This window comes from Kribbella sp. NPDC004536 (assembly GCF_042873835.1).
Taxonomy (GTDB): domain Bacteria; phylum Actinomycetota; class Actinomycetes; order Propionibacteriales; family Kribbellaceae; genus Kribbella.
The window spans coordinates 547,550-568,195 of record NZ_JBIALY010000001.1 but is presented as its reverse complement, the minus strand read 5'-3'; the positions used below and the strand labels follow the sequence as shown (position 1 = coordinate 568,195).

Genomic DNA, 20,646 nt, shown 5'->3' with positions numbered 1-20,646 from the left:
ACTGGTGGGCAGTGAGTACGAGGCTCACTCAGGGGCGGGGTCAGGGGGGAATCGGGGGAGAAACCTGGCGGCGGGTGGGTCGGGGCGCGCGTATGGTTTTGGGGTGGCTCAGGATGATGTTCCCCAGCAGAACCGCCCGCAGGACGTCGTACCCGCGCAGACCGAGGATCCGGTACTGCGGCGGCGGGTGTCCGACCTCGAGCGGGAGGAGGTCGCCGACGTACTGCGCGACGCCGCCGGCGAGGGCCGCCTGTCGTACACCGAACTCGAGGAACGGCTCGAGACGCTGTACTCCTCCAAGACGTACGGCGAACTCGTCGAGCTGACCGCGGACCTCCCGAACGGCCCGCGCGCACCCGGTGCCTCGCAGGGCGTGCCGGCCACCACCCCGCAGTACAGCGGCGCGCTGGTGGAGACCGGGCCGGTGATCAGCGTGTTCATGTCCGAAACGAAGCGCATGGGCACCTGGCTGGTACCGCAACGCCAGGAGGTGAACGCCGTACTCGGCGACGTGACGCTGGACTACACCGAGGCGGAGATCCCGTTCGACGAGATCCAGATCGACGTGAAGTCGATCCTCGCCGACGTCAAGATCCGTGTCCCGCAGAACGCGATCGTCCTCCTCGACAGCAACCCCATCCTCGGCTCCGTCACCGAACAGGAAGCCGGCCTCAAAGCCGTCCCCGACCCGAACACCCAGCCCGCCACCCCCAAACGCTTCCACATCCGCGGCACCGCCATCCTCGGCGAAATCAAAATCAAAAGAGGCCCCCGCCTATCCAAGCGCCTCGGCCTCACCTGACTGCCGTGCAGGTGACTGGGCGGACTGGATGGGAAGGGCTGCGGGAGCGCCGGATGTCGGAGCCGGGCGCCGTGGATGCGTACGACGCCACGCGGCGGGCGTTCGAGCTCGGGGCGACTGTGCGGGCGATGCGCGAGCAGCGTGGTTGGACACAGACGAGGTTGGCAGAGGCCGCCGGTATGACACAGTCCGCGCTGGCCCGGTTCGAGGCCGGTGGGACCGTGCCGACGCTCGCGGTGCTGGAGCGCATCGCTCATGCGTTCCATGCTCAGCTCGTGGTGCGGTTCGACGAAACAAGTCCTGCGGCTTAGCTGCGCCAGCCTGTCGTTCGGCGGTGGGCGGCGAGTAGGTCGAGTAGCCAGTATCTGAAGGCTGCGACGTTGCGGACGTGGCGGTCGGTGAGGCGGAGTTTTCGTCGGGCGGTGGTTGGTACGACGGCGAAGGACAGGCCGTCTCCTGAACTGTCCAGTTCGGTGAGGCTGTCGATGTCGGTCCAGGCCACGAACCGTCTGCGCCCGAGGCGGATGCCGGTTGTGTCAACCGTCAGAACGGGCCGTCGGGTGAGTAGTTGCCAGCCGCTGATGCACAGGCCGACCCCGACAGCCGTCGTCACCACGATCGCGATGATGCGCAGGACGCCGCCGCTCTGCAGTGCGTGCGGAAGCTGGACGCTCGCCAGAAGCACGAAGAACAGCGCGGCAGCACGAGTCTGCCGCAGTTGCGGTTCGCGGCGGAGCGGAAACACGACCCGTCCGCACCGCTGCAACTCGGCGTCCCACACCTCAGTAGGCCCATCGCCCATCATCGTGAGCTCTCCGAACGGCTCTGCTCGCCGAGCACCTCGTCGAGCCAGAGGCGGAAGGTTGGTAGGTCGCGGACGTTCATCCTGCTGAGGCGCAGGTGTCGGTGGGCTGAGCTGCGGGGAACGATCGGCAGGGCGCGCGTCCAGAGCAGGCCGGTGGTGGGGCCGATGGCGGCGATTTCGTTCCAGTGGATGAGCTGGCGGCGGCCGCGGCGGATTCCTTCGCGGTCGACGGTGATTGCGGGGCGCTGGGTGATGAACTGCCAGATCCCGATGAGCATGAAGAGTACGTAGACGGACAGGCCAACGGCGACGGCGTGCCGGTCGGCTGTGGTGCCGAGCAGTTGGGCGGGCACGATGTACGCCGCGAGCGCCACGATCCCGAGGCCGAGTTGCCAGAGCATCGGACGGCGGCGGAGCGGGAAGACCACCTGGCCGGTACGACGCAACTCGTCAGCCCAGTCGTCGGCGGGGCGTTCGCCCATGACCGTCACCGTTCCGCCGTCCGGCGCTGTTCCTCGAGCACCTCGTCGAGCCAGGTGCGGAAGGTTTGTAGGTCGCTGACGTGTTGCTGGGTGAGGATCAGGTCCTTGGCCCAGATGTTCTTGGGGTGGATGGGGAGTTGGCGGATCGGTCTGGCGCCGCGGATCAGGCCGATGGAGCCGACGTCGGTCCACAGGATGGAACGGCGGCCCTGGCGGATGCCGGTCCGGTCGACGATCAGGTACGGGCGTTGGGTGATGAGTGTGTAGGCGAGCATGATCACGAAGACGGCGTCCAGCACGATCACCAGGTAGCCGAGGAAGCGCATCGCGCCGTCGGCGAGCATCTCCGGCAGCCCAGCCGCGGTCGCCAGCATTGGACTGAGCCCGAACAGGATCGGGTACTGGAGGACGGACCACCTACGCAGCGGGAACTCGACGCGGTTGTGATGGTGGAGTTCTACCATCCAGGCTTCGGGTAGGCGTTCGCCCATGTCTGCCATGCGGCCCCCAGCTCTCACGACTCCGCCCCCGGAGCAGAATCACTGTAATGCACCACACTTGGTACATGGGGAGGGTTCGGCGCGTAATGGGGTGGGTGTTCGTCCGGGGACCGGCGGCAGCTTATGTCCTGGCGGATTCCGGGTGGTCGTTGATGGGGATCCTGGGGATGGTTCTGCTGGGCGGGGCCGGGGCGGGGATCGGGGCCTTCGCCGGTGTCGCGACGAGCGCGTCGGTCGGGGACGGAGCGTTCGTCGGGGGGATGGTCGGGGTCGGTGTGGCGATTGCCTGGCTGCTGCTCAGCTTGGTTGTAGCGGCTGTGCTCTGGGTTCGCGGTGTGAGTCCGGCGCAGGTGGCGTCCCGGAAGGAGCCGGTGGGGCGGCACGCGGCGGCGAGCGACGGGTGGCGGCGGCGTGGGGAGCCGGTTGTTCCGGGTTCTCTGGTGGGGTTCTTCGCGCTCATGGCGGTGGCGGGTGGCGTGATCGGTGGCTTGTCGTGGAGTGATTCGCGCCGGTCGTCCGCGCCGAGCGGCACCGTCGACGGCGCGGTGGTTCGGACGCGGGAGGCGGGATGGTTCAGCAAGGGATCGGGGACGGCGGTCGTGCGGTATGCCGTCGACGGTGTGGAGTACACGTTCGAGACCCCGCGGGATCCCGGCGACCACTTCCTCCGGACGGGCGACGTCGTACCGGTGGTGTACGTCGTCGCCGAGCCCGCGAGAGGGCGTAGTACGTGGGAGCTCGAGGACGTTCGTCTCGACGCGACGATCGGGTTGACGATCGGCGCGGTGTGCGGCGGTCTCGGTCTGATCAGCGGCGGCTGGTACCTGGTTGGGCGGTGGCGGTCCAGCGGCCGGCGGCCTGGGTGATCTGGATCGGGTGGTTGAAGGCTTCCGAGACCAGGTCGGTCGTGAGGACGTCGGGTGCGTCGCCGGCGGCGAGGAGGCGGCCGTTGCGGATGAGGGCGGCGTGGGTTGTGGAGGTGGGGAGTTCCTCGAGGTGGTGGGTGACCAGGATCCAGGCGAGCCGCGGGTGGGTTGCGTCGATCTGGTCGAGGGTTTCGAGGAGTTGTTCGCGGGCGGCTACGTCGAGGCCGGTGGAGGGTTCGTCGAGGAGCATCAGTTGGGGGTCCGAGATGAGGGCTCGGGCGATCAGGGCGCGGCCGCGTTCGCCTTGGGAGATCGTGGTCCAGGGGGCGTCGGCGAGTGCGCCGACGCCGAGTAGGTCGATCAGTTCCAGGGCACGTGCGGATTCGGCGGCTGTCGGCTCCCAGCGCGGCATGCGCTCGACGGTGCCGGTGAGTCCGGTGAGTACGACGTCCCGGATGCTCAGCGGCGACCGGAGCGGGTGCCGCGGGTTGACGTGACCGATGGACTCGCGCAGCGTGCGGATGTCGACCGTACCGAGCCGTTGCCCGAGGATCTCGGCCGTCCCCCGGGTCGGATGGGTGACCGCGCCGCACAGCCCGAGCAGCGTGCTCTTGCCGGCGCCGTTCGGGCCGAGCAGCGCCCAGCGCTCGCCTTCGCCCACGGTCAGCGACACCCGCGACAGCAATTCCTTGCCGTCCCGGACGAAATCGACGTCCTTCAGTTCGAGCACCCGTAAACCTCCTCGTACAACGCCTTCAGGTCCGAAGCAGTCGCTTCCCGCCCGGTCTCGTCCGTCCACCGCTGCACATGCTGCGCGAACTCACGTTCGTCAGAGAGCCGCAGACCGTACACAGAGTCCAGCACATGCGCGATCCCACCCTTGCCCGACTGGCTGTTCACCCGTACGACGGCCTCGTACCCGCGTCCCACATCCGCCGGATCGATCGGCAGGTACGGCACCTCCCACAGCCCGTCACCCTGTACGGCGAACCCCTTCCGGATCGCGTCCTGGTGCGTGCCAGAAAACGCGGTGTAGACGAGCTCCCCGACGTACGGGTGCCGCGGGTGGATCGGCATCCGCGTGCAGTACTCGACCACGGAACGGATCCCGTCGATGTCGGAGAAGTCGATCATCGGGTCGACGCCCTGTGCGTGCAGGTTCAGCGCGAGCGTGGCGATGTCGACGTTTCCGGTGCGTTCCCCGTTTCCGAACACGCATCCCTCGACCCGCTGAGCGCCGGCGAGTACGGCTAGCTCGGCGCACGCGATGCCGGTACCGCGGTCGTTGTGCGGGTGCACCGACAAGATGACGCCGTCGCGCCGCGGCAGGTTCTGGTGCATGTACTCGATCTGGTCCGCATACACGTTCGGCGTCGCGGCCTCGATCGTGGCGGGCAGGTTCAGGATCACGGGCCGTTCCGGCGTAGCGTCCCACTGCTTCGTGAGGTGGTCGGCCAGCTCGAGTACGTAGTCCGGCTCGGTCAGGTTGTACACCTCGGGCGAGAACTGGAACCGCACAGTGTCCCCGGCCAACCGCTGGATCTCCTCCGATCCGGCGTAGATCATCGACGCCAGCTCGTCGCGGGACTTGCGCAGTACGACGTCCCGCCACACCGGCGCGGTCGCGGCGTACATGTGGATCACCACGTCGCCACGCATCCCGGCGACGGACTCGACCGTCCGGGCGATCAGGTCGGGGCGGGCCGGCGTGAACACCACGATCGTCACGTCCGGCGGCACCAGGTCAGACGAAGCGAGCAGCCGGACGAAGTCGAAGTCGGTCTGCGACGCGGACGGGTACCCGACCTCGATCTCTTTGTAGCCGATGGCAACCATCAGCTCGAAGAACTTCCGTTTGCGCTCCGGGTCCATCGGTTCGGCCAGCGCCTGGTTGCCGTCGCGGAGGTCGACCGGCACCCAGAGCGGTGCCTGGGTGATCCGGCGGTCCGGCCAGGTCCGTTCGACCGGCGCGACCGGGACCTTCGCGAAGATGTCGCGGTACTTGTGGCTGGGCATCGGGGACGGCTGCTGACGGTTCATGCGGAGGGTCCTTCCAAACGCTGCGGGAGGACCGGCGGACGACTGCACTCCACGAAGGGAGCGCCGGTCGAATCAGCTCCCGCCGTGGCGGCGAAGGAGGAGGAGACCGGGGAGCCAGCGCATACCGAGCACGCTACCAACTCCTCAGACAAGCTGACAAGTCGAATCCCGCTATCCTGACCCGCATGATCCGCCGACACCCACTCGCCGAGCAGGCCGCCGAGGAGCTGCTGCGCCGGATCGGCAGCGGTGAGTTCACGCTCGGCGCGAAGCTTCCGGGCGAGACCACGCTGGCCGCGCAGCTCGGGGTCGGCCGGTCGACGATCCGCGAGGCCGTCCGCGAACTGGCCGGCCGCCGCGTACTGGAGAGCCGCCAGGGCGCGGGCGTGTTCGTGATCGCGCTGCAGGCCGCCGAGGACTGGGACAAGGTGCTGCGGAAGGCGGACATCACCGACGTACTGGAAGGCCGGCTCGCGATCGAGACCGAGGCCGCCCGGCTGGCCGCGTCCCGCCGGACGCCGGGCGACCTGAAGAACTTCCGCTACACCCTCGCGGACCGCAAACGGGCCGCTCTCAACGCGCCGGACGACTGGTACATCGAGGCGGACCTCGCGTTCCACCGGGCGGTCGTCACCGCCGCGCACAATGCCGTACTGACCGAGCTCTTCGACACGTTCGTACCGCGGATCCGGCGCGCCATGATCGACATGCTCAAGCTCGACGAGGAGCACCGGCACCGCCACGACCAGGCCGCGCACGAGGCGATCGCCGACGCGATCCGCGCGAAGGACCCGGAGCTCGCGGCGGCCCGCGCCCGCGAACACCTCAGCGCCGTACGCAGCTCAGTCAGCTAGATGTTGCTCGTGGAGTGAGCGCAACCAGGGCGTCAGCGCGTCGAGGTCGTCGACGTTGTCCTGGGAGATCGAGATCGGCCGGGTACGGCGGTCCGCCGGGTGCACCTGAACCGCGCGGGCGAGCGGCCAGCCGGCCGGTTCGTCGATGCTGGTGATCCGCGACCACGACAGGCTGCGGCCGCGGGTGATGCCCTCGGCGTTCACCGTGACCACCGGACGGTTCGTGGCCAGCTGCCACGCGGTCAGCCCGGTGCCGTAGACGAACGCCGCGAGCGCGGTCAGCCGCAGTACGCCGAGAGCGCCGGACACACCGTCCGTGCGCAGGTGGTCGACGTTCGTCCAGACCGACAGCAGCATCAGCAGGCCGAACCCGGCCAGCCGTACCATCAGCCGCCCGCGGCGCGGCGGGAAGTCGACGCTGCCCTTGGACTCCAGCTCGGAGGTCCAGGCCTCGACGGACACCGTCACGAACCCCAGGTCGCGAGGTGTTCGGCCGCGGTCGGCGGGTCGGCGCCGTGCCGCGTACACGTGATCGCGGCCGCTTTCACCGCGTAGTCCACGACGTCGCGCAGGTCCTCGAGCGTCAGCCCGTTCAGCCGCCGCTCGCCGAGCAGGCCGCGCTTCTCCAGCCCGGCGATCAGCGCGGACATGAACGAGTCGCCGGCGCCGACGGTGTCGACGACCTCGATCGCGGGCGCGGTCACGTCGACCTGCGCGTCCCGGCTCACCCCGAGGGCGCCCTTGCCGCCGCGGGTGATCACCACACATTGCGTCCGCTCCGCGGTCAGCAGCTCCGCGGCGATGTCCACCGGCTCGACGCCGGGACGGAGGAACTCGCAGTCCTCGTCGCTCAGCTTGACCAGGTCGCTCAACGCGGCGAGCTTCCGTACGGCGGCCCACGTCGAGACCGGGTCCGGCGTGATGCTCGGCCGCGCGTTCGGGTCCAGCGTCACGGTGACGGGCTGGTTGGCGGCCGACTCCAGGAACTCCCGGATCGCCGCGGCGCCGGGCTCGAGTACGGTCGCGATCGACCCGGTGTGGATCGCCGGGCAGCCGCGGGACAGCGACAGCGCCGGCGGCTCCCAGGCGATGTCGAACTGGTACGTCGCAACGCCCTCCGCGTCCAGCGTGGCGGTCGCCGTACTGGTCCGGAAGTTCGGGTCGACCGATCCCGGCGCGAGCTGCACGCCGTTCCCGAACAGGTGCGCGCCGAGCTGGTCACCGTACGGGTCCGTCCCGAACCGGGTCACCAGTTCGGTCGGTACGCCGAGGCGCGCGAGCCCGACCGCGACGTTCGCGGGCGAGCCGCCCGGCGTGGCCTTGGTCTTCCCGTTGCCGTTCCGCTTGACCGCCGTACCGACGATGTCCACGAGAGCCTCGCCGATGACGAGGACCGGTGCGCTCATCGGGCGTGCTCGAAGTCGATCGCGGAGTACGCGCGGAGCTTCTCCAGTTGGTGGACGCTCTCGATCGAACGGATCGTGCCGCTGCGCGATCGCATCACCAGCGAGTGCGTACGCGCGGTCGAGCGGCCGTACCGTACGCCGCGGAGCAGCTCGCCGTCGGTGATGCCGGTCGCGACGAAGAAGCAGTCGTCACCGCTGACCAGGTCGTCGGTGTCGAGCACCCGGTCCAGGTCGTGGCCCGCGTCGAGCGCCTGCTGCCGTTCGGCGTCATCGCGCGGCCAGAGCTTGCCCTGGATCTTGCCGCCCAGGCACTTCATCGCGCAGGCGGCGATGATGCCCTCGGGCGTACCACCGATGCCGAGCAACATGTCCAGACCGGTGTCCGGGCGGGCCGCCTCGACCGCGCCGGCCACGTCGCCGTCGGAGATGAACTTGATCCGCGCGCCGGTCGCCCGGATCTGCGTGGCCAGCTCGGCGTGCCGCGGCCGGTCCAGCAGTACGACGGTGACGTCGTCGACCGACGAGCCCTTCGCCTTCGCGACCCGGCGGATGTTCTCCGCGACCGGGAGCCGGATGTCGACCACCCCGGCCGCCTCCGGTCCGACGACCAGCTTCTCCATGTAGAAGACCGCGGACGGGTCGTACATCGAGTTCCGCGGCGAGACCGCCATCACCGCGATCCCGTTCGCCATCCCCTTCGCGACCAGCGTCGTACCGTCGACCGGATCCACCGCGACGTCGCACTCCGGGCCGACGCCGGCGCCGACCTGCTCGCCGTTGAAGAGCATCGGGGCGTTGTCCTTCTCGCCCTCGCCGATCACCACCACGCCGTTCATACCGACGGTGCCGATCAGCGTACGCATCGCGTTCACCGCCGCGCCGTCCGCGCCGTTCTTGTCGCCGCGACCGACCCAGCGCCCGGCCGCCATCGCCGCGGCCTCGGTCACCCGCACCAGTTCGAGGGCGAGGTTCCGGTCGGGCGCATGCGCGTCGACCTCCAGATGTGCCGGTGGGCTGGTCGGGTCGCTCATGTCCACGGATCGTAGCCAACGGGTCTGACCGGTGTTCGATCGGATTGCGCAACGCGAGACACTGTGGGCATGAGTTCGACAGGTCAGGACGCTTCCAACGACTCCGAGGCCCAGGAGAAGGCCCAGGAGAAGGCACAGGAGCGGGCGCAGATTCTGGCGGAGGCCGACGAGTACCGGCAGGCCTACCGGCGGGACAAGGCGAAGTCGCAGACCGTCGGCAACATGGTCGGCGCGCTGGTGATCTGCCTGGCCGTGGTCGCGTTCCTGATCATCGTCACCTGGCGGCCCAAGCACGAGCAGGTGAACGCGGTCGAGTACACCGCGCAGCTGCAGGACGCCCGGAAGACCGCGTCCTGGGTCCGCGGGCCGGAGCCGATGCCGACCGGCTGGACCGCGACCAGCGAGGAGTTCAGGGCCCCGCAGCAGGAGCCGATGACCTGGCACCTCGGCGTCGTCACCAACGAGAAGAAGTACGTCGGCCTCGAACAGTCCAACGTGACCACACCGAAGTTCCAGGCCGACAAGCTCGGCCGGACCTCCGACGACGGCACATCGGCGGTGGCGGGCGTGACCTGGCAACGGAAGATCCTGCTCGACCGAAAAGGCGAGAACGCCTTGGTGCTGGTGGGTTCCGGCGTGACGACGATCGTCACCGGAAACGCCGGCTATCCCGCGCTTGAAGCGTTCGCTTCGGTTCTGCGCTGATTTCCATAGCCCTTGACACCCGGCCAAAGAACTTGGTCTGATCGAATCTCGGCTTGCACGCTCGGGGAAAAGCGAAAGGGCCTCGGATGGTCACGCCGTATCGGCTGGGGAGTTGACCCGCCGATGTTCATCACGGGGCTTCTGCTGGGTGCCGACAGTTCGCCGCACCTCGGTGCGCCGTGGCAGTTGCTGGCCTACCAGGGCGGCACGTTGTTCGGTGCGGCGCTGGACGGGGCGCGGGACTGCGGGTTCGACCAGTTGGTCGTGACGCTCGGCAGCGCGTCGGAGCAGGTCCGGGACCGGGTCGACCTGGACGGTGTACGGGTGGTCGAGTCGCCGCACGCCGACACCGGCAGCGCGTCGATCGTGCCCGCGCTGGACGCGGTCGACCGGCGCGCCGACGGGATCGTCGTACTGCCCGGTGATCAGCCCGGGATCACGTCGGCCGCCGTCTGGTCCCTGGTCGCGGAGGTCGCCACGTCGATCGGCGTCTGCCGGTACGACGACGGCGAGAGCTACCCGTGCTGGTTCTCCCGCGAGCTGTTCGGCGAACTCCGCGAGCTGCGGACCGACGACGACCTGTGGAACCCGATCAACGACGGCACCCACCCGGTCACCAAAGTAGATGCCATCGGCAACATGCCACCCCGCGCGACCACCTGGTCGTCCTACCACCAGCTCCTGTCCGGCCCGAGCGTGGTGGAGGATCTGCCGCTCGACACCCACCCGATGCCGCTGCCGACCCGCTCCCGCCTCCGCCGCCGCAGCAACTACTAGCAGGCTCCCGGGGCGGACCGCCAGCACTCACCAAACGTGCCGTTCCGGCCCGCCGCACGCTCGCCGGCTGCTCCGGATCGGCTGATATAGCGGGATAGTGAGTGTTGCAGGTCCGCTAGTCCGCGCCGGCGAGGCGGAGGCCTATGACGCCGGTGACGATCAGGGCGATGCAGGCCAGGCGGGCGGGGGTGACCGGCTCGTGGAACAGCACGATGCCGAGCGTGACCACGCCGACCGAGCCGACGCCGGTCCAGATCGCGTACGCCGTACCGACCGGGAGACGGTCGAGCGTCTTCGCCAGCAGGGCGACCGAGATCACGCCGAACACGAGCACCCCGAGCGTCGGCCACAGCCGGCTGAACCCTTCGCTCGGTTTCAGGCTGAGCGCGAACGCGATCTCGAACGCCGCCGCGGCGAGCAGAATGAGCCACGCCATCAGGCCGCCAGTGCTCCTCTCAGCTGCCGGTGCGTCACGGTCGCGACCCGCGCGCCGAGCGCGGCCGCCGTACGCAGATCCGTCGCGGGCGGCGCCTTCTCCGCGGACAGGTCCGCGTCGGACTGCGCCATCGCGCCCATCCAGCTTCCGAGCCGGTTGAGGTCCTCGATGCTCGCGGTGCTGTCCGCCCAGCCCGGGTAGATGTCCAGGCCGACCCAGATCATCCCGTGCTGCGCGGCGAACACGGCCAGGTCGACGAGGCTGTTCAGCTTGTCGCCGGACATCGCCTTCGAGTTCGTGAACCCGGCCGCGATCTTGTCCCGCCAGCCGAGGTCGGCGGCCCAGATCCGGACGCTCTCCTCGGCGAACTTCTTGAACACCCAACTCGGGCTGCCCATGTACGTCGGGGCGCCGAAGACGATCGCGTCCGCGGCGGTCAGCCGCTCCCAGACGTCCTCGGTCAGCTCGTCGAGCGGGACGAGGTCGGTGGTGGTGTCCGGCACCGACGCGGCCCCGGCGGCGACCGCCTCGGCCTGTTTCGCGGTGTGCCCGTATCCGGAGTGATAGGCGATGGCGATCCGGGCGTTGCTCATGTGCTTCCTCCTGAGACGTTAGCGGACTACAGTCCGTCTTATGGAAGACGATACCGGACCGCGGTCCGCTTCACAACGGGGTCTCCCGGTCGTGGGTACGCCACGCCCGGAGCGAGCGGACGCCCGGCGCAACCGGCTGCGCGTACTGGAGGCGGCCGACCGGCTGTTCACCGAGCACGGGGTGAAGAACGTCTCGCTCGACGCGATCGCTGCCGAGGCCGGTGTGGGGAAAGGGACCGTGTTCCGCCGGTTCGGGGACCGCGCGGGGCTCGCGGTGGCGCTGCTCGACGAGCGCGAGCAGGAGTTGCAGGCGAAGATCCTGAGCGGTCCGCCGCCGCTCGGTCCGGGCGCGCCGCCGGTCGTCCGGGTGCTGGCGTTCCTCGAGGCGTACCTCGAACTACTCGATCGGCACGTGGCGCTGTTCATGGACAGCGAGAACGCCTCGGACGGCGCGCGGTACCGGATCGGTTCGTACCACTTGTGGCATCGGCACCTGGCACACCTGATCGAGTCGGCCCGCCAGGATCTCGACGCGGACTACACCGCGCACGTGTTGCTGGCGCCGCTGGCGGCCGACCTCCACAACGCCCTGCGTACACAGGGATTCGAGCTCGATCGGATGAAGGCCGGCCTCGCGGCGGTCGCCAAGAACCTGCTCAGTCCCGATTGCTGAGGATCGCGAGCGCCAGGTCGTACTGCTCCTGCGACGGCGGCCGCGTCCACGTGCACCCGGCGCGGCCGTCGGCCAGCATCCGCGCCATCACGACGGACAGCACGTCGCGCGGTTCGGCGTACTGCATGTCCGGTCGCGCCTCGTGGTACCGCTTCACGACGCGCTCGAAGCAGAACACCAGTGTGTTGATGTACTTGCTCTTCTCCGCCTCGGCGCGGTCGAAAGCGGCCGTGTAGGCCGGGTCCTCCGGCTTCATCACCTCGCGCATCACGTCGAGGCGGCTGTTGATCGGCTTCTGCGGACCGTTCGTCGCGAAGGCTTCGTCGTACATCCGGGCAACGTGGGCCGGGTTCTTCGCCAGTACGCCCATCGTGAGGAAGCCGTTGTCCTCGTCCGCGTACCCGCCCGCGAACTCGTGGTCGATCGACGCGGCGCTGGTGGCGGACATGATCGCGCTGGTGAACGCGTACTTGTCCATGCCGTCGATCTGCTCGACGCCCTCGCCCATCCACTCGTCGTCGTTGTAGAGCACGCCGGGGATCTCGCCGTCGGCGGCCTGCCGGATCAGCTGCTGTACGGCGCCTACCGGGTCCTGGACCGCGCCCGGTCCCATCGCCGCGAACTGTTCGGTCATCCAGAACAGTGAGACCAGCATCATCGGGCGGTGTACGCGCAGGATGCCCGGTTCGCGCATCGGGTAGCAGCCGCGCTCGTCGTCGTACGCCTCGAGGCCGGCCATGAACGCACTCTCCTGCTCCGGCGTCAGCGTCAGCTCCCAGGCCCACTTCTGCTCGGCGTGGAACTTGTAGAAGTCCGCGCCTTTCAGCGGGTCGCGGATCTTCAGGAACCAGAAGACGAATCCGCCGAGCCCGAGAACGATGACGCCGAGCACGATGAGCACGATCATGGGATGTAAATCCTCCACACAAGTAAACCAATTCCAGGAAAGTGGTTCACCGTAGTTTCGGACCAGGTCACCGCCACGGGAATCGGTCGGGCTTTGCGCAACCTTCACGTCAGGTCGCGGATCGGCCTGATTTCCGGGAGGTTCCCGAGCGAGGAGTACGTCCGCCCGGCAGGCCCGGTGAACCCGTAGCGCGTGTAGAACGTGCGCGCGCGGATGTTTGCCTCAAGCACCCAAAGCCCCACATTGGTACACCCCGCCGCCCGCAGATCAGCACACGCCACGTCGGCCAGCGCCCGCCCGGCGCCGGTTCCCGATCCCGCTCGCGGTGGGGTTCATCACGTCGAGGAACTCCTGCGGGACAAGACCCGTGAAAGCGCCCCGCCAGCTGGCGACTCGCGCCTGCGCGGCGCCGAGCAGATCCTCGGGGCGGGGCGGGGCGGGGCGGGTCGTCAGCTGACTCGGGGTCAGTCGGCCTTTTCCTCGTGGGTGGCTTGGGCTTTGGTGAGGCGTTCGCGGGCGCCGTCGAGCCAGCGTTGGCAGGTGGTGGCCAGTTCTTCGCCGCGTTCCCACAGGGCGAGGGATTCCTCGAGGGTGGTGCCGCCGGCTTCGAGTTTGCGGACCACCTCGACGAGCTCCTCGCGGGCCTGCTCGTACGTCATCTCGGGTCGGTCGCTCACGTGTTGTCCTCCTTGACTTCGACCGCGAACCGGCCGTCACTGACCCGCGCCTGCAGCAGGTCACCCGGCGCCACCTGCGCCATTTCCCGTACGGCGGTCCCGTCCGCCAGCTGCAGCACCGAGTACCCGCGCTCGAGCGTCGCCTTCGGGGACAACGCCCGTACGCTCGCCAACCGGTGCGCGAGATCGTCGCTCGCCCGGTCGAGCCGGTGCGTCAACGTCCGCCGGTTCCGCTCGACCAGCGCGGCGATCTCGTCCGATCGCCGCTGCAGATCGGTGACCGGCGCCGCCAACGCCGGCCGGCTCCGGATCGCCGCCAGCGCGTGCGCCTCCCGGTCGAGCCAGGACCGGACGGCCCGCAACCCCCGCTCACGCAGCAGTCGCACGCCGTCGAGTTCTTCCCGTACGTCGGGCACGATCCGCTTGGCCGCATCCGTCGGCGTCGACGCGCGCAGGTCCGCGACCAGGTCCAGCAGCGGGGTGTCCGGTTCGTGCCCGATCGCGCTGACCACCGGCGTACTCGTCTTCGACACCGCACGGATCAGCCCCTCGTCCGAGAACGGCAGCAGATCCTCCAGCGAACCACCGCCGCGCGCGATCACGATCACCTCGACCGAGTCGTCCGCGTCCAGCTTCCGCAGCGCGGTCATCACCTCACCGGCCGCCGACGGTCCCTGTACGGACGCGTACTCGATCCGGAACGCGACCGCCGGCCAGCGACGCTTCGCGTTCTCGAGCACGTCGCGCTCGGCCGCGGAGTCGCGCCCGCAGATCAGCCCGATCGTGTGCGGCAGGAACGGCAACTTCTTCTTCCGGTAGGGCTCGAAGAGACCCTCGGCGCCGAGTAGTTGCTTCAACCGCTCGATCCGCGCCAGCAGTTCGCCGATCCCGACGTGCCGGATCTCGCTGACCGCGAGTGCGAGCGTGCCGCGGCGGGCGAAGAAGTTCGGCTTGGCGTGCACGAGCACCCGGGAGCCGTCCCGTACGTCGACGGCCTCGAACACCCGGCGGTTGCAGGTGAAGCGCAACGAGATGTCGGCATCGGTGTCGCGCAACGTGCCGAACACGGTCGTCGTACCGCGCCCGATCGAGACGTCCGTCAGCTGCCCCTCGACCCACACGGACCCGAGCTGGTTGATCCAGCTCGCAATCCCGTTCGCGATCGTCCGAACGGCCGCAGGCGCTTCCGGCGACGTCTCCAAAGCCACGCCCAGACCCTACGACCCCGCACCGACAATTCACCAACGTCGAGCGGGTGCGGCGTGGAAAATCCTTTGCCGGTAAGGGATTTTCCGGGCATTCTTGAGGTCTGGAAACACCTCCCGCGGGGGAGTCGTCCGGACAGGGCGGACGGCTCCTCGACGTACGTTCGTGGTGATGCTGCTCACAACGCCTGATGCGGGCGTGTCGATCGCGGCCCGTACCATGGGGGACGTGACTTCCCAGCCTGATGACACCCGTACGACGAAGCGCGTGCTGCTCGCGGCGCCCCGTGGGTACTGCGCGGGTGTGGACCGGGCCGTGGTCGCGGTGGAGAAGGCCCTCGATCTGTACGGTCCGCCGGTGTACGTGCGCAAGGAGATCGTGCACAACAAGTACGTCGTCCAGACCCTGCAGAAGCGTGGCGCGATCTTCGTCGACGAGACCGTCGAGGTGCCCGAGGGGGAGACCGTGATCTTCTCCGCGCACGGCGTCGCCCCGGTGGTGCACGAGGAGGCAGCTGCGCGGCAGTTGAAGACGATCGACGCGACCTGCCCGCTGGTCACCAAGGTGCACCACGAGGCGAAGCGGTTCGCCGCCACCGACTTCGACATCCTGCTGATCGGACACGAGGGCCACGAGGAGGTCATCGGCACGTCCGGTGAAGCTCCCGAACACGTACACATCGTCGACGGCCCCGACGACGTGCCGAACGTCACCGTCCGCGACCCGGAGAAGGTTGTCTGGCTGTCGCAGACCACGCTTTCCGTGGACGAGACGATGGAGACGGTACGCCGCCTGCGCGAGCGGTTCCCGCACCTCCAGGACCCGCCGAGCGATGACATCTGCTACGCCACCCAGAACCGGCAGGCCGCGGTCAAGAAGCTCGCCGCGGAAGCCGACTTGATGCTCGTCGTCGGCTCCCGCAACTCCTCGAACTCCGTCCGCCTGGTCGAGGTCGCCCTCGAACACGGCGCCAAGGACGGCCACTTGGTCGACTTCGCCGACGAGATCGACGAGGCGTGGCTCGAAGGCGTCAACGCGGTGGGCGTCAGCAGTGGCGCCAGCGTCCCCGAGGTCCTGGTCCGCGACGTCCTCCGCTGGCTGGCCGAACGCGGCTACGCCGAGGTCCAGGAGGTCACGACCGCCGAGGAGAGCCTCACCTTCGCCCTCCCGCGCGACCTCCGTACGGACCTCAAAGCAGCCGGCCTCCCCACCACCGGCACCTCCGACCACGCCTGGACTATTTGATCACCAACTGCGTGGTCGCGGTCGTCGGGAACCAGCCCTTCGTGCCGCAGTAGTTGATCGTGTACGTGAACTTGTAGGTCCCGGGCTTCTTGAACGTGTGCGTCTCGGGGATGACGTACGTCTCGGACCCGACCTTCAGCTTCTTGGTCGTGCAGCTGATCGCCCCGCCGTCGGAACCGTTCTGATAGCCGTCACCGTAGGAATAGATGGTTCCGGCTGACAGGTTCATGAACGAGTCGTCCGGCAACAGCGTGCCTTCGGGGATCCCCGACGGGATGTACGCCTTGCCGGACAGCGCGACCGTCATCTCGACTGTGCGGCCCCTGACCGTCGGTTTCAGAACAACCTTGATCGGCGGTGGGGGTTTCGGGGTCGCGGTTGGTGGGCCGGTGACTGCTGTTTTCGGTGCGCCCGGCGTGTTGGTGATAGGTGGGGCGCCGCCGATGTCCGTGACGTTGCCTAGGGCAAGGGCTATGGCGACGATGCAGGCCGCGGCGAGGGTCATCACGCCGGCGGTGCGGCGGCGGCGTACCTTGCGGACGCGGGCGAAGACGGCTTCGCTCGGCGGCGCGCTCGGTGGTGGTGGGTCCGCGACCAGTTGGGTGAACCGGTCCTTCAGATCTTCGGTCATGGCTCAGGCCTCCTTCGGGGCGGAGACGGCGGCGACCAGGTGGTGTTCGCGGAGTTTGGCGAGGCCGCGGGAGACGTTGCTCTTCACGGTGCCGAGCGAGCAGCCCATGATCTCGGCGATCTCGGCCTCGGGCAGGTCCTCGAAGTACCGCAGTACAAGGGTCGCGCGAGTACGGCGGGGGAGCGTGGCAAGGGCCCTGAGCAACAAGTCGCGGTCGTCGACGACGCCGTACTCCGACTGCCCCGAGGCGTGTTGATGCGGTTCGGGCAGGTGTTCGGTCGGCGTCTCGCCCTTCCATTTCCGGCGCCACCACTGGGTGCTGGTGTTCACCATCACCGTCCGGGTGTAGCTCTCCAGGGCGTTCGAACTGCGCAACGAGTTCCGGTGGAACCACACCTTGGTGAGCGATGTCTGTACGAGGTCCTCGGCCAGGTGCCATTCACCCGTCAACAAGTACCCGAACCGCTGCAACGCCGTGAACCGCCCGTCCACGAAGTCCGCGAACTCCCGATCCCGTCCTGGATCCATCCCAACCCCCAGCTCGTATCCGACCAGGAGTGTGATGAGCCCAGGGTCCCGAAAGGTTGAGCTGTAACCCGACAGCGCGCAGGTTGTGATGTTCGCGCCGACGAAGCTCCAGCGAGGCAGAATGCCCTGCCGCGTGCCGCGTGCCGCGTGCCGCGTGCCGCGTGCCGCGTGCCGCCGGGTTGCGCGGTGCGTACACGGCCTTACGAGCCCGGTCGCCAACTCCGAGCGCGGACGCCCAGGCCACCACAATGCGATGGGTCCCGCGGCGCTGAGCGTGGCGGGGCTTGCGGTGGTGCGATTGTGATGGCCTGGCGGTCCGCATACCCAACGGCGACGAGGGCTGGGCCAGGTCGTCGGCGCGATCCACCGCAGAATCGCGTGTCCATCCCGTGTTCTGTTGCGTCGGGTTGGTTGGTCAGACGGTGAGGTCGTAGGTTGCTTGGGCTTTGGTGATGGCGGGCATGTTTGTTTCGGCCCAGTCGGTGAGGACGCTGATCGGGTCGATCAGGGAGGCGCCCATGGGGGTGAGGGTGTAGACGACGCGGGGTGGGATCTCGGGGTAGACCTCGCGGGTCAGCAGGCCGTCGCGTTCCATCCGGCGGAGCGTCTGGGTGAGGACCTTGGGCGCGACCTGGCCGATGCCGTCGCGGAGTTCGGTGAAGCGGAGCGGTCCGGAGCGCAGGCGCAGGACCACCAGGACCGTCCACTTGTCGCCCAGACGGTCCAGGATCACCCGGGTCGGGCAGTTCGGGTCGAACACGTCTCCTTTGGTTACCACAAGGTACTTATAGCACGTTGAAGTAGCCAGTTACCAATGGATACTGTCAAGGTCAGACCTACAGAGATGAGGAGCAGGGATGAAGATCGCGGTGTTCGGGGCGAGCGGGATGGTCGGCAGCCGGGTTGCGGCCGAGGCGGTGAGCCGCGGTCACGAGGTGACCGGCGTCACCCGTTCGGGCGGCGAGCTGCCGGCCGGCGTACGTGCGGTGCAGGGCAGCGCGAACGACGTCGCGACCGCGAAGGAGCTGGCGGACGCGGACGTGCTGGTCGCGGCGATCGGTCCGAGCCGGACCGGTGGGGACCACCAGGAGTACCTCGACGCGGTCGACAACCTTGTCGCGGCGGTACGCGGTACGCAGACCCGGTTGTTCGTGGTCGGCGGTGCCGGCAGCTTGGTTGTCAACGGCAACCGTGTGGTGGACGGGCCGGACTTCCCGGCCGAGTACAAGAACGAGTCGCTGACCGTCTCCCAGGCACTGGAGAACCTGCGCGCGACCGGCGACGACGTGAACTGGACGATGCTCTCGCCCGCGTTCGTGATCGCCCCGGGCGAGCGCACCGGCACCTTCCGCCTCAGCGGCGACGAGCCCATCGGCGACCACATCTCCGCCGAGGACTACGCCGTAGCCCTCCTCGACGAGGTAGAGACCCCCACCCACAACCGCCAGCGCTTCACCCTGGGCTACTGAGCCTGTGGATAACTGAGACCGTCGGCCGCCAATTGCTTGTACGCTTAGGCCAAAGGAAGAACACGCGCCGCCGATAGCGCGGCTAGGTGCTCAACGGCTTGCCGAGGTACCCGCGGGCTAGCATCGTGACCCACTGGTAGACGGCGTCTTCGGCGGGGGCCAGGGGGCCGGGGCGGAAGTGGGGGGACTCGGCGCCGCGTTGGACCGACTCGCAGGCTGCCCAGTCCTCGCGGTTAGTAATGTCCCAGAACTCCACCGCGTACGAAGGATCCGTCACCTCGGGCCGGAAGTACCACGAGCACTCGATCGCGGTCAGGCCCGGAGCGCGCGGCTCGAGGCGATGCGTCATCACGTAGTCCGGGTGCAGCGACAGCAGCAGGTTCGGGAACAGGCCCAGGTAGTTCACCCGCCGCTGATCCACACCCGGCAGCGGGATCCCGGCCGACCGGCCGTCGAGCGACATGGTCTCGGCGTCCGGTCGGAGGTCCATCAGTCCGCCGACCCACGCGCCCGGCATGCTCCAGTTGTCGCCCGACGTCGGCGGCGACACCTTGCACAGCTCGGGGTGGATCAGCGGGCAGTGGTAGCACTCGTGGTAGTTCTCCGCGATCGTCTTCCAGTTCGCCGCCACGTCGTACGTGTGCCGCGCCTTGAGAACGAGCGTTTCCGGCGCGTACGGCGCGACGAGTTCGGTGATCCCGCCGAGGTGCTCCTCGAACGACGCCGCCCTACCGGTCGCGTTCACGAACAACCACCCGTGCCACACCTCGGCCGGCAGTTCGACCAGACCATACGGTTCGGTATGGAAGCCGTCGCCCATCCGCGGGGCGGTCTTCACCGATCCGTCGAGCTCGTACGACCACCCGTGGTAAGGGCACACCACCGCGCGCCGATCGCCGGACTCCTCCCGCCGCAGCAGTTCGTGCCCGCGATGCCTGCAGACGTTGGCGAATGCCCGCGGCCGGTCGCCGAACGTCAGCACGGTCGCGATGTCGCCGACGGTCGCCTCGCGGTACGTCGTACCGCTGGACAGTTCGTCGACGCGGCCGAGACACGTCCACGTACCGGCGAAGAAGTGCCGGCGTTCCCACGCGAGCACATCAGGGTCGACGTACGCGGCCCGTGGCAGCATGACGGACTCGCCGTGCGGTCGGAGGGTCGCTTCCAGGGCGCGGGCGTCAACGGGAGGCATCTGCCTACTATCCGGCGAACTCCACGTATTTGCCCAGCACGTAGTCCCAGCCCGTGTCGTAGCTGAGCCGCGCCTGACGGCCGTCGCTGCGGCGCTCCCACCCGGCATGCACTAGCTTCACTTCAGTGCCGTCGCCGGTCGGGGTGAACGTGACGGTCACCTGCCCGGCGTCCGCGGGATCCTGGCCCGGGTGCCAGCTGAAGCTGAGCGACGCCGGCGGGTCCCACTCCGACAGGGTGCCCCAGATCGCCAGCACGCCCTCGGCGCCGTACTCGACGATCTGTCCGCCGACCGCACCTTCCAGCCGTACTTCGGTCGCCGCCTCCTCGCCTACCGAGTGGCGGAACAACGGCCACCACTTCGACGTCTCCGCGGTGAACGCCTCGAACGCGCGATCGGCTCCGACCGGCACTGTCACGGTCTTCACCAGCGGTGAAAGGTCTTGTTCCACAGTCATTTCCGTTCCTCCTCGGTCCGCCGGACGTGGTCCGCGTACGCCTGCAGCGCGTCGCCCCAGAACTGGTCGAGCCAGTTGCGCAGCTCGTGCAGTCCGGACTGGTGGACGCGGTAGATGTTCCGCGTCCCGCGCGACTCGTGCTGGACGAGACCGACCGCGCCGAGCACCTTCAGGTGCTGGGAGATCGCGGGCCGGCTGACCGGTACGCGCTCGGCCAGGACGCCGACCGAGCACGGCCCGCCGGTCCGCAGGGTCTCGAGGATCACCCGCCGGGTCGGGTCGCCGAGCGCGTCCAGCACCGGTCCGACCGCCTCGAGTGATCCGTAAGTCTCCACGAACGGTAAGCTGCCACTAACGGACCGAG

The 20,646-nt window shown here is 68.6% G+C and carries 28 protein-coding genes and 1 pseudogene; 9 read left to right on the top strand and 20 right to left on the bottom strand.

Features of this window, described 5'->3' with window-relative positions; genetic code table 11:
• The first annotated feature begins 103 nt into the window (after nucleotides 1-103).
• Complete coding sequence (locus tag ACFYRU_RS02725; RefSeq protein ID WP_387652278.1) at nucleotides 104-802, top strand: DUF1707 domain-containing protein; 699 nt, start codon at nucleotides 104-106, stop codon at nucleotides 800-802.
• Nucleotides 803-855: 53 nt separating this feature from the next.
• The gene (locus tag ACFYRU_RS02720) at nucleotides 856-1,113 is read left to right on the top strand and encodes a helix-turn-helix domain-containing protein (RefSeq protein ID WP_387652276.1); all 258 of its coding nucleotides are present in this window, start codon (nucleotides 856-858) and stop codon (nucleotides 1,111-1,113) included.
• Here the strand turns inward: ACFYRU_RS02720 and ACFYRU_RS02715 are convergent.
• Genes ACFYRU_RS02715 through ACFYRU_RS02705 form a run of 3 tightly spaced genes read right to left on the bottom strand, consistent with a single transcriptional unit; the run spans nucleotide 1,110 to nucleotide 2,589 of the window.
• Complete coding sequence (locus ACFYRU_RS02715) at nucleotides 1,110-1,607, bottom strand: hypothetical protein (RefSeq protein ID WP_387652274.1); 498 nt, start codon at nucleotides 1,605-1,607, stop codon at nucleotides 1,110-1,112. The genes ACFYRU_RS02720 and ACFYRU_RS02715 overlap by 4 nt on opposite strands.
• The gene (locus tag ACFYRU_RS02710) at nucleotides 1,604-2,089 is read right to left on the bottom strand and encodes a hypothetical protein (protein WP_387652272.1); all 486 of its coding nucleotides are present in this window, start codon (nucleotides 2,087-2,089) and stop codon (nucleotides 1,604-1,606) included. The genes ACFYRU_RS02715 and ACFYRU_RS02710 overlap by 4 nt, the downstream gene beginning before the upstream one ends.
• 5 nt (nucleotides 2,090-2,094) lie before the next feature.
• Nucleotides 2,095-2,589: a hypothetical protein gene (locus ACFYRU_RS02705; protein WP_387652270.1), complete on the bottom strand. Its 495-nt coding sequence runs from the start codon at nucleotides 2,587-2,589 to the stop codon at nucleotides 2,095-2,097.
• Between the two features lie 65 nt (nucleotides 2,590-2,654).
• Here ACFYRU_RS02705 and ACFYRU_RS02700 point away from each other — a divergent pair, with 65 nt between their 5' ends.
• Nucleotides 2,655-3,455, top strand: coding sequence for a hypothetical protein (locus ACFYRU_RS02700; RefSeq protein ID WP_387652268.1), 801 nt, complete (start codon nucleotides 2,655-2,657; stop codon nucleotides 3,453-3,455).
• Here the strand turns inward: ACFYRU_RS02700 and ACFYRU_RS02695 are convergent.
• Both ACFYRU_RS02695 and ACFYRU_RS02690 read right to left on the bottom strand, forming a co-directional pair.
• Nucleotides 3,397-4,185, bottom strand: a complete 789-nt coding sequence (locus ACFYRU_RS02695) for an ABC transporter ATP-binding protein (RefSeq protein WP_387652266.1) — start codon at nucleotides 4,183-4,185, stop codon at nucleotides 3,397-3,399. The genes ACFYRU_RS02700 and ACFYRU_RS02695 overlap by 59 nt on opposite strands.
• A complete protein-coding gene (locus ACFYRU_RS02690; protein WP_387652265.1) occupies nucleotides 4,173-5,495 on the bottom strand; it encodes a 2-isopropylmalate synthase in 1,323 nt (440 codons plus the stop codon). The genes ACFYRU_RS02695 and ACFYRU_RS02690 overlap by 13 nt, the downstream gene beginning before the upstream one ends.
• Nucleotides 5,496-5,680: 185 nt before the next feature.
• Here ACFYRU_RS02690 and ACFYRU_RS02685 point away from each other — a divergent pair, with 185 nt between their 5' ends.
• Nucleotides 5,681-6,349, top strand: coding sequence for a FadR/GntR family transcriptional regulator (locus ACFYRU_RS02685; RefSeq protein WP_387652264.1), 669 nt, complete (start codon nucleotides 5,681-5,683; stop codon nucleotides 6,347-6,349).
• Here ACFYRU_RS02685 and ACFYRU_RS02680 read toward each other — a convergent pair.
• The 3 genes from ACFYRU_RS02680 to glpX are packed head-to-tail and all read right to left on the bottom strand — an operon-like array spanning nucleotide 6,338 to nucleotide 8,786.
• Nucleotides 6,338-6,811 (bottom strand): hypothetical protein, encoded by a 474-nt coding sequence (locus ACFYRU_RS02680; protein WP_387652262.1) that lies wholly within the window; start codon nucleotides 6,809-6,811, stop codon nucleotides 6,338-6,340. The genes ACFYRU_RS02685 and ACFYRU_RS02680 overlap by 12 nt on opposite strands.
• Nucleotides 6,812-6,813: 2 nt before the next feature.
• On the bottom strand, nucleotides 6,814-7,755 hold the full coding sequence (locus tag ACFYRU_RS02675) for a carbohydrate kinase (protein ID WP_387652261.1): 942 nt from the start codon (nucleotides 7,753-7,755) through the stop codon (nucleotides 6,814-6,816).
• Nucleotides 7,752-8,786, bottom strand: a complete 1,035-nt coding sequence (glpX, locus tag ACFYRU_RS02670; protein WP_387652259.1) for a class II fructose-bisphosphatase — start codon at nucleotides 8,784-8,786, stop codon at nucleotides 7,752-7,754. Before glpX ends, ACFYRU_RS02675 begins: the two co-directional genes overlap by 4 nt.
• A 69-nt stretch (nucleotides 8,787-8,855) precedes the next feature.
• On the opposite strand from glpX, the gene ACFYRU_RS02665 reads away from it, so the two are divergent.
• Both ACFYRU_RS02665 and ACFYRU_RS02660 read left to right on the top strand, forming a co-directional pair.
• The gene (locus ACFYRU_RS02665) at nucleotides 8,856-9,491 is read left to right on the top strand and encodes a DUF4245 domain-containing protein (RefSeq protein ID WP_387652257.1); all 636 of its coding nucleotides are present in this window, start codon (nucleotides 8,856-8,858) and stop codon (nucleotides 9,489-9,491) included.
• A 123-nt stretch (nucleotides 9,492-9,614) separates the two neighbouring features.
• Nucleotides 9,615-10,268: an NTP transferase domain-containing protein gene (locus tag ACFYRU_RS02660; protein WP_387652255.1), complete on the top strand. Its 654-nt coding sequence runs from the start codon at nucleotides 9,615-9,617 to the stop codon at nucleotides 10,266-10,268.
• Between the two features lie 115 nt (nucleotides 10,269-10,383).
• On the opposite strand, the gene ACFYRU_RS02655 is transcribed toward ACFYRU_RS02660, so the two are convergent.
• The gene (locus tag ACFYRU_RS02655; protein WP_387652254.1) at nucleotides 10,384-10,704 is read right to left on the bottom strand and encodes a DMT family transporter; all 321 of its coding nucleotides are present in this window, start codon (nucleotides 10,702-10,704) and stop codon (nucleotides 10,384-10,386) included.
• Nucleotides 10,704-11,297, bottom strand: a complete 594-nt coding sequence (locus ACFYRU_RS02650; protein ID WP_387652252.1) for a flavodoxin family protein — start codon at nucleotides 11,295-11,297, stop codon at nucleotides 10,704-10,706. Before ACFYRU_RS02650 ends, ACFYRU_RS02655 begins: the two co-directional genes overlap by 1 nt.
• A gap of 91 nt (nucleotides 11,298-11,388) precedes the next feature.
• On the opposite strand from ACFYRU_RS02650, the gene ACFYRU_RS02645 reads away from it, so the two are divergent.
• Complete coding sequence (locus tag ACFYRU_RS02645; protein WP_387652250.1) at nucleotides 11,389-11,970, top strand: TetR/AcrR family transcriptional regulator; 582 nt, start codon at nucleotides 11,389-11,391, stop codon at nucleotides 11,968-11,970.
• Here the strand turns inward: ACFYRU_RS02645 and ACFYRU_RS02640 are convergent.
• The 4 genes and pseudogenes from ACFYRU_RS02640 to xseA form a co-directional block, all read right to left on the bottom strand.
• Nucleotides 11,954-12,877 carry a hypothetical protein gene (locus tag ACFYRU_RS02640; protein ID WP_387652248.1) on the bottom strand — a complete coding sequence of 308 codons (924 nt, stop codon included), beginning with the start codon at nucleotides 12,875-12,877 and terminating at the stop codon, nucleotides 11,954-11,956. The genes ACFYRU_RS02645 and ACFYRU_RS02640 overlap by 17 nt on opposite strands.
• A 104-nt stretch (nucleotides 12,878-12,981) precedes the next feature.
• Nucleotides 12,982-13,176 (bottom strand): annotated as a pseudogene (locus tag ACFYRU_RS02635) (GNAT family N-acetyltransferase); the annotation flags it as partial.
• Nucleotides 13,177-13,341: 165 nt separating this feature from the next.
• Entirely contained in the window at nucleotides 13,342-13,536 is a 195-nt protein-coding gene (locus ACFYRU_RS02630; RefSeq protein ID WP_387657986.1) for an exodeoxyribonuclease VII small subunit, read from the bottom strand.
• 14 nt (nucleotides 13,537-13,550) lie between these two features.
• Entirely contained in the window at nucleotides 13,551-14,762 is a 1,212-nt protein-coding gene (xseA, locus tag ACFYRU_RS02625) for an exodeoxyribonuclease VII large subunit (protein WP_387652246.1), read from the bottom strand.
• A gap of 217 nt (nucleotides 14,763-14,979) precedes the next feature.
• Here xseA and ACFYRU_RS02620 point away from each other — a divergent pair, with 217 nt between their 5' ends.
• The gene (locus ACFYRU_RS02620) at nucleotides 14,980-16,005 is read left to right on the top strand and encodes a 4-hydroxy-3-methylbut-2-enyl diphosphate reductase (protein ID WP_387657983.1); all 1,026 of its coding nucleotides are present in this window, start codon (nucleotides 14,980-14,982) and stop codon (nucleotides 16,003-16,005) included.
• Here the strand turns inward: ACFYRU_RS02620 and ACFYRU_RS02615 are convergent.
• From ACFYRU_RS02615 to ACFYRU_RS02605, 3 genes are all read right to left on the bottom strand, one after another.
• On the bottom strand, nucleotides 15,998-16,636 hold the full coding sequence (locus ACFYRU_RS02615; RefSeq protein ID WP_387652244.1) for a hypothetical protein: 639 nt from the start codon (nucleotides 16,634-16,636) through the stop codon (nucleotides 15,998-16,000). The genes ACFYRU_RS02620 and ACFYRU_RS02615 overlap by 8 nt on opposite strands.
• 3 nt (nucleotides 16,637-16,639) lie before the next feature.
• Nucleotides 16,640-17,164 carry a SigE family RNA polymerase sigma factor gene (locus ACFYRU_RS02610; protein ID WP_387652242.1) on the bottom strand — a complete coding sequence of 175 codons (525 nt, stop codon included), beginning with the start codon at nucleotides 17,162-17,164 and terminating at the stop codon, nucleotides 16,640-16,642.
• Nucleotides 17,165-17,579: 415 nt separating this feature from the next.
• Nucleotides 17,580-17,942, bottom strand: a complete 363-nt coding sequence (locus ACFYRU_RS02605; protein WP_387652240.1) for a winged helix-turn-helix transcriptional regulator — start codon at nucleotides 17,940-17,942, stop codon at nucleotides 17,580-17,582.
• Nucleotides 17,943-18,021: 79 nt separating this feature from the next.
• On the opposite strand from ACFYRU_RS02605, the gene ACFYRU_RS02600 reads away from it, so the two are divergent.
• Nucleotides 18,022-18,633: an NAD(P)-dependent oxidoreductase gene (locus tag ACFYRU_RS02600; RefSeq protein WP_387652238.1), complete on the top strand. Its 612-nt coding sequence runs from the start codon at nucleotides 18,022-18,024 to the stop codon at nucleotides 18,631-18,633.
• 82 nt (nucleotides 18,634-18,715) lie between these two features.
• Here ACFYRU_RS02600 and ACFYRU_RS02595 read toward each other — a convergent pair whose 3' ends face one another.
• Genes ACFYRU_RS02595 through ACFYRU_RS02585 form a run of 3 tightly spaced genes read right to left on the bottom strand, consistent with a single transcriptional unit; the run spans nucleotide 18,716 to nucleotide 20,617 of the window.
• The gene (locus tag ACFYRU_RS02595; protein WP_387652236.1) at nucleotides 18,716-19,825 is read right to left on the bottom strand and encodes an SRPBCC family protein; all 1,110 of its coding nucleotides are present in this window, start codon (nucleotides 19,823-19,825) and stop codon (nucleotides 18,716-18,718) included.
• A gap of 7 nt (nucleotides 19,826-19,832) precedes the next feature.
• Entirely contained in the window at nucleotides 19,833-20,282 is a 450-nt protein-coding gene (locus ACFYRU_RS02590; RefSeq protein WP_387652234.1) for an SRPBCC domain-containing protein, read from the bottom strand.
• On the bottom strand, nucleotides 20,279-20,617 hold the full coding sequence (locus ACFYRU_RS02585; RefSeq protein ID WP_387652233.1) for an ArsR/SmtB family transcription factor: 339 nt from the start codon (nucleotides 20,615-20,617) through the stop codon (nucleotides 20,279-20,281). Before ACFYRU_RS02585 ends, ACFYRU_RS02590 begins: the two co-directional genes overlap by 4 nt.
• Nucleotides 20,618-20,646: the final 29 nt, after the last annotated feature.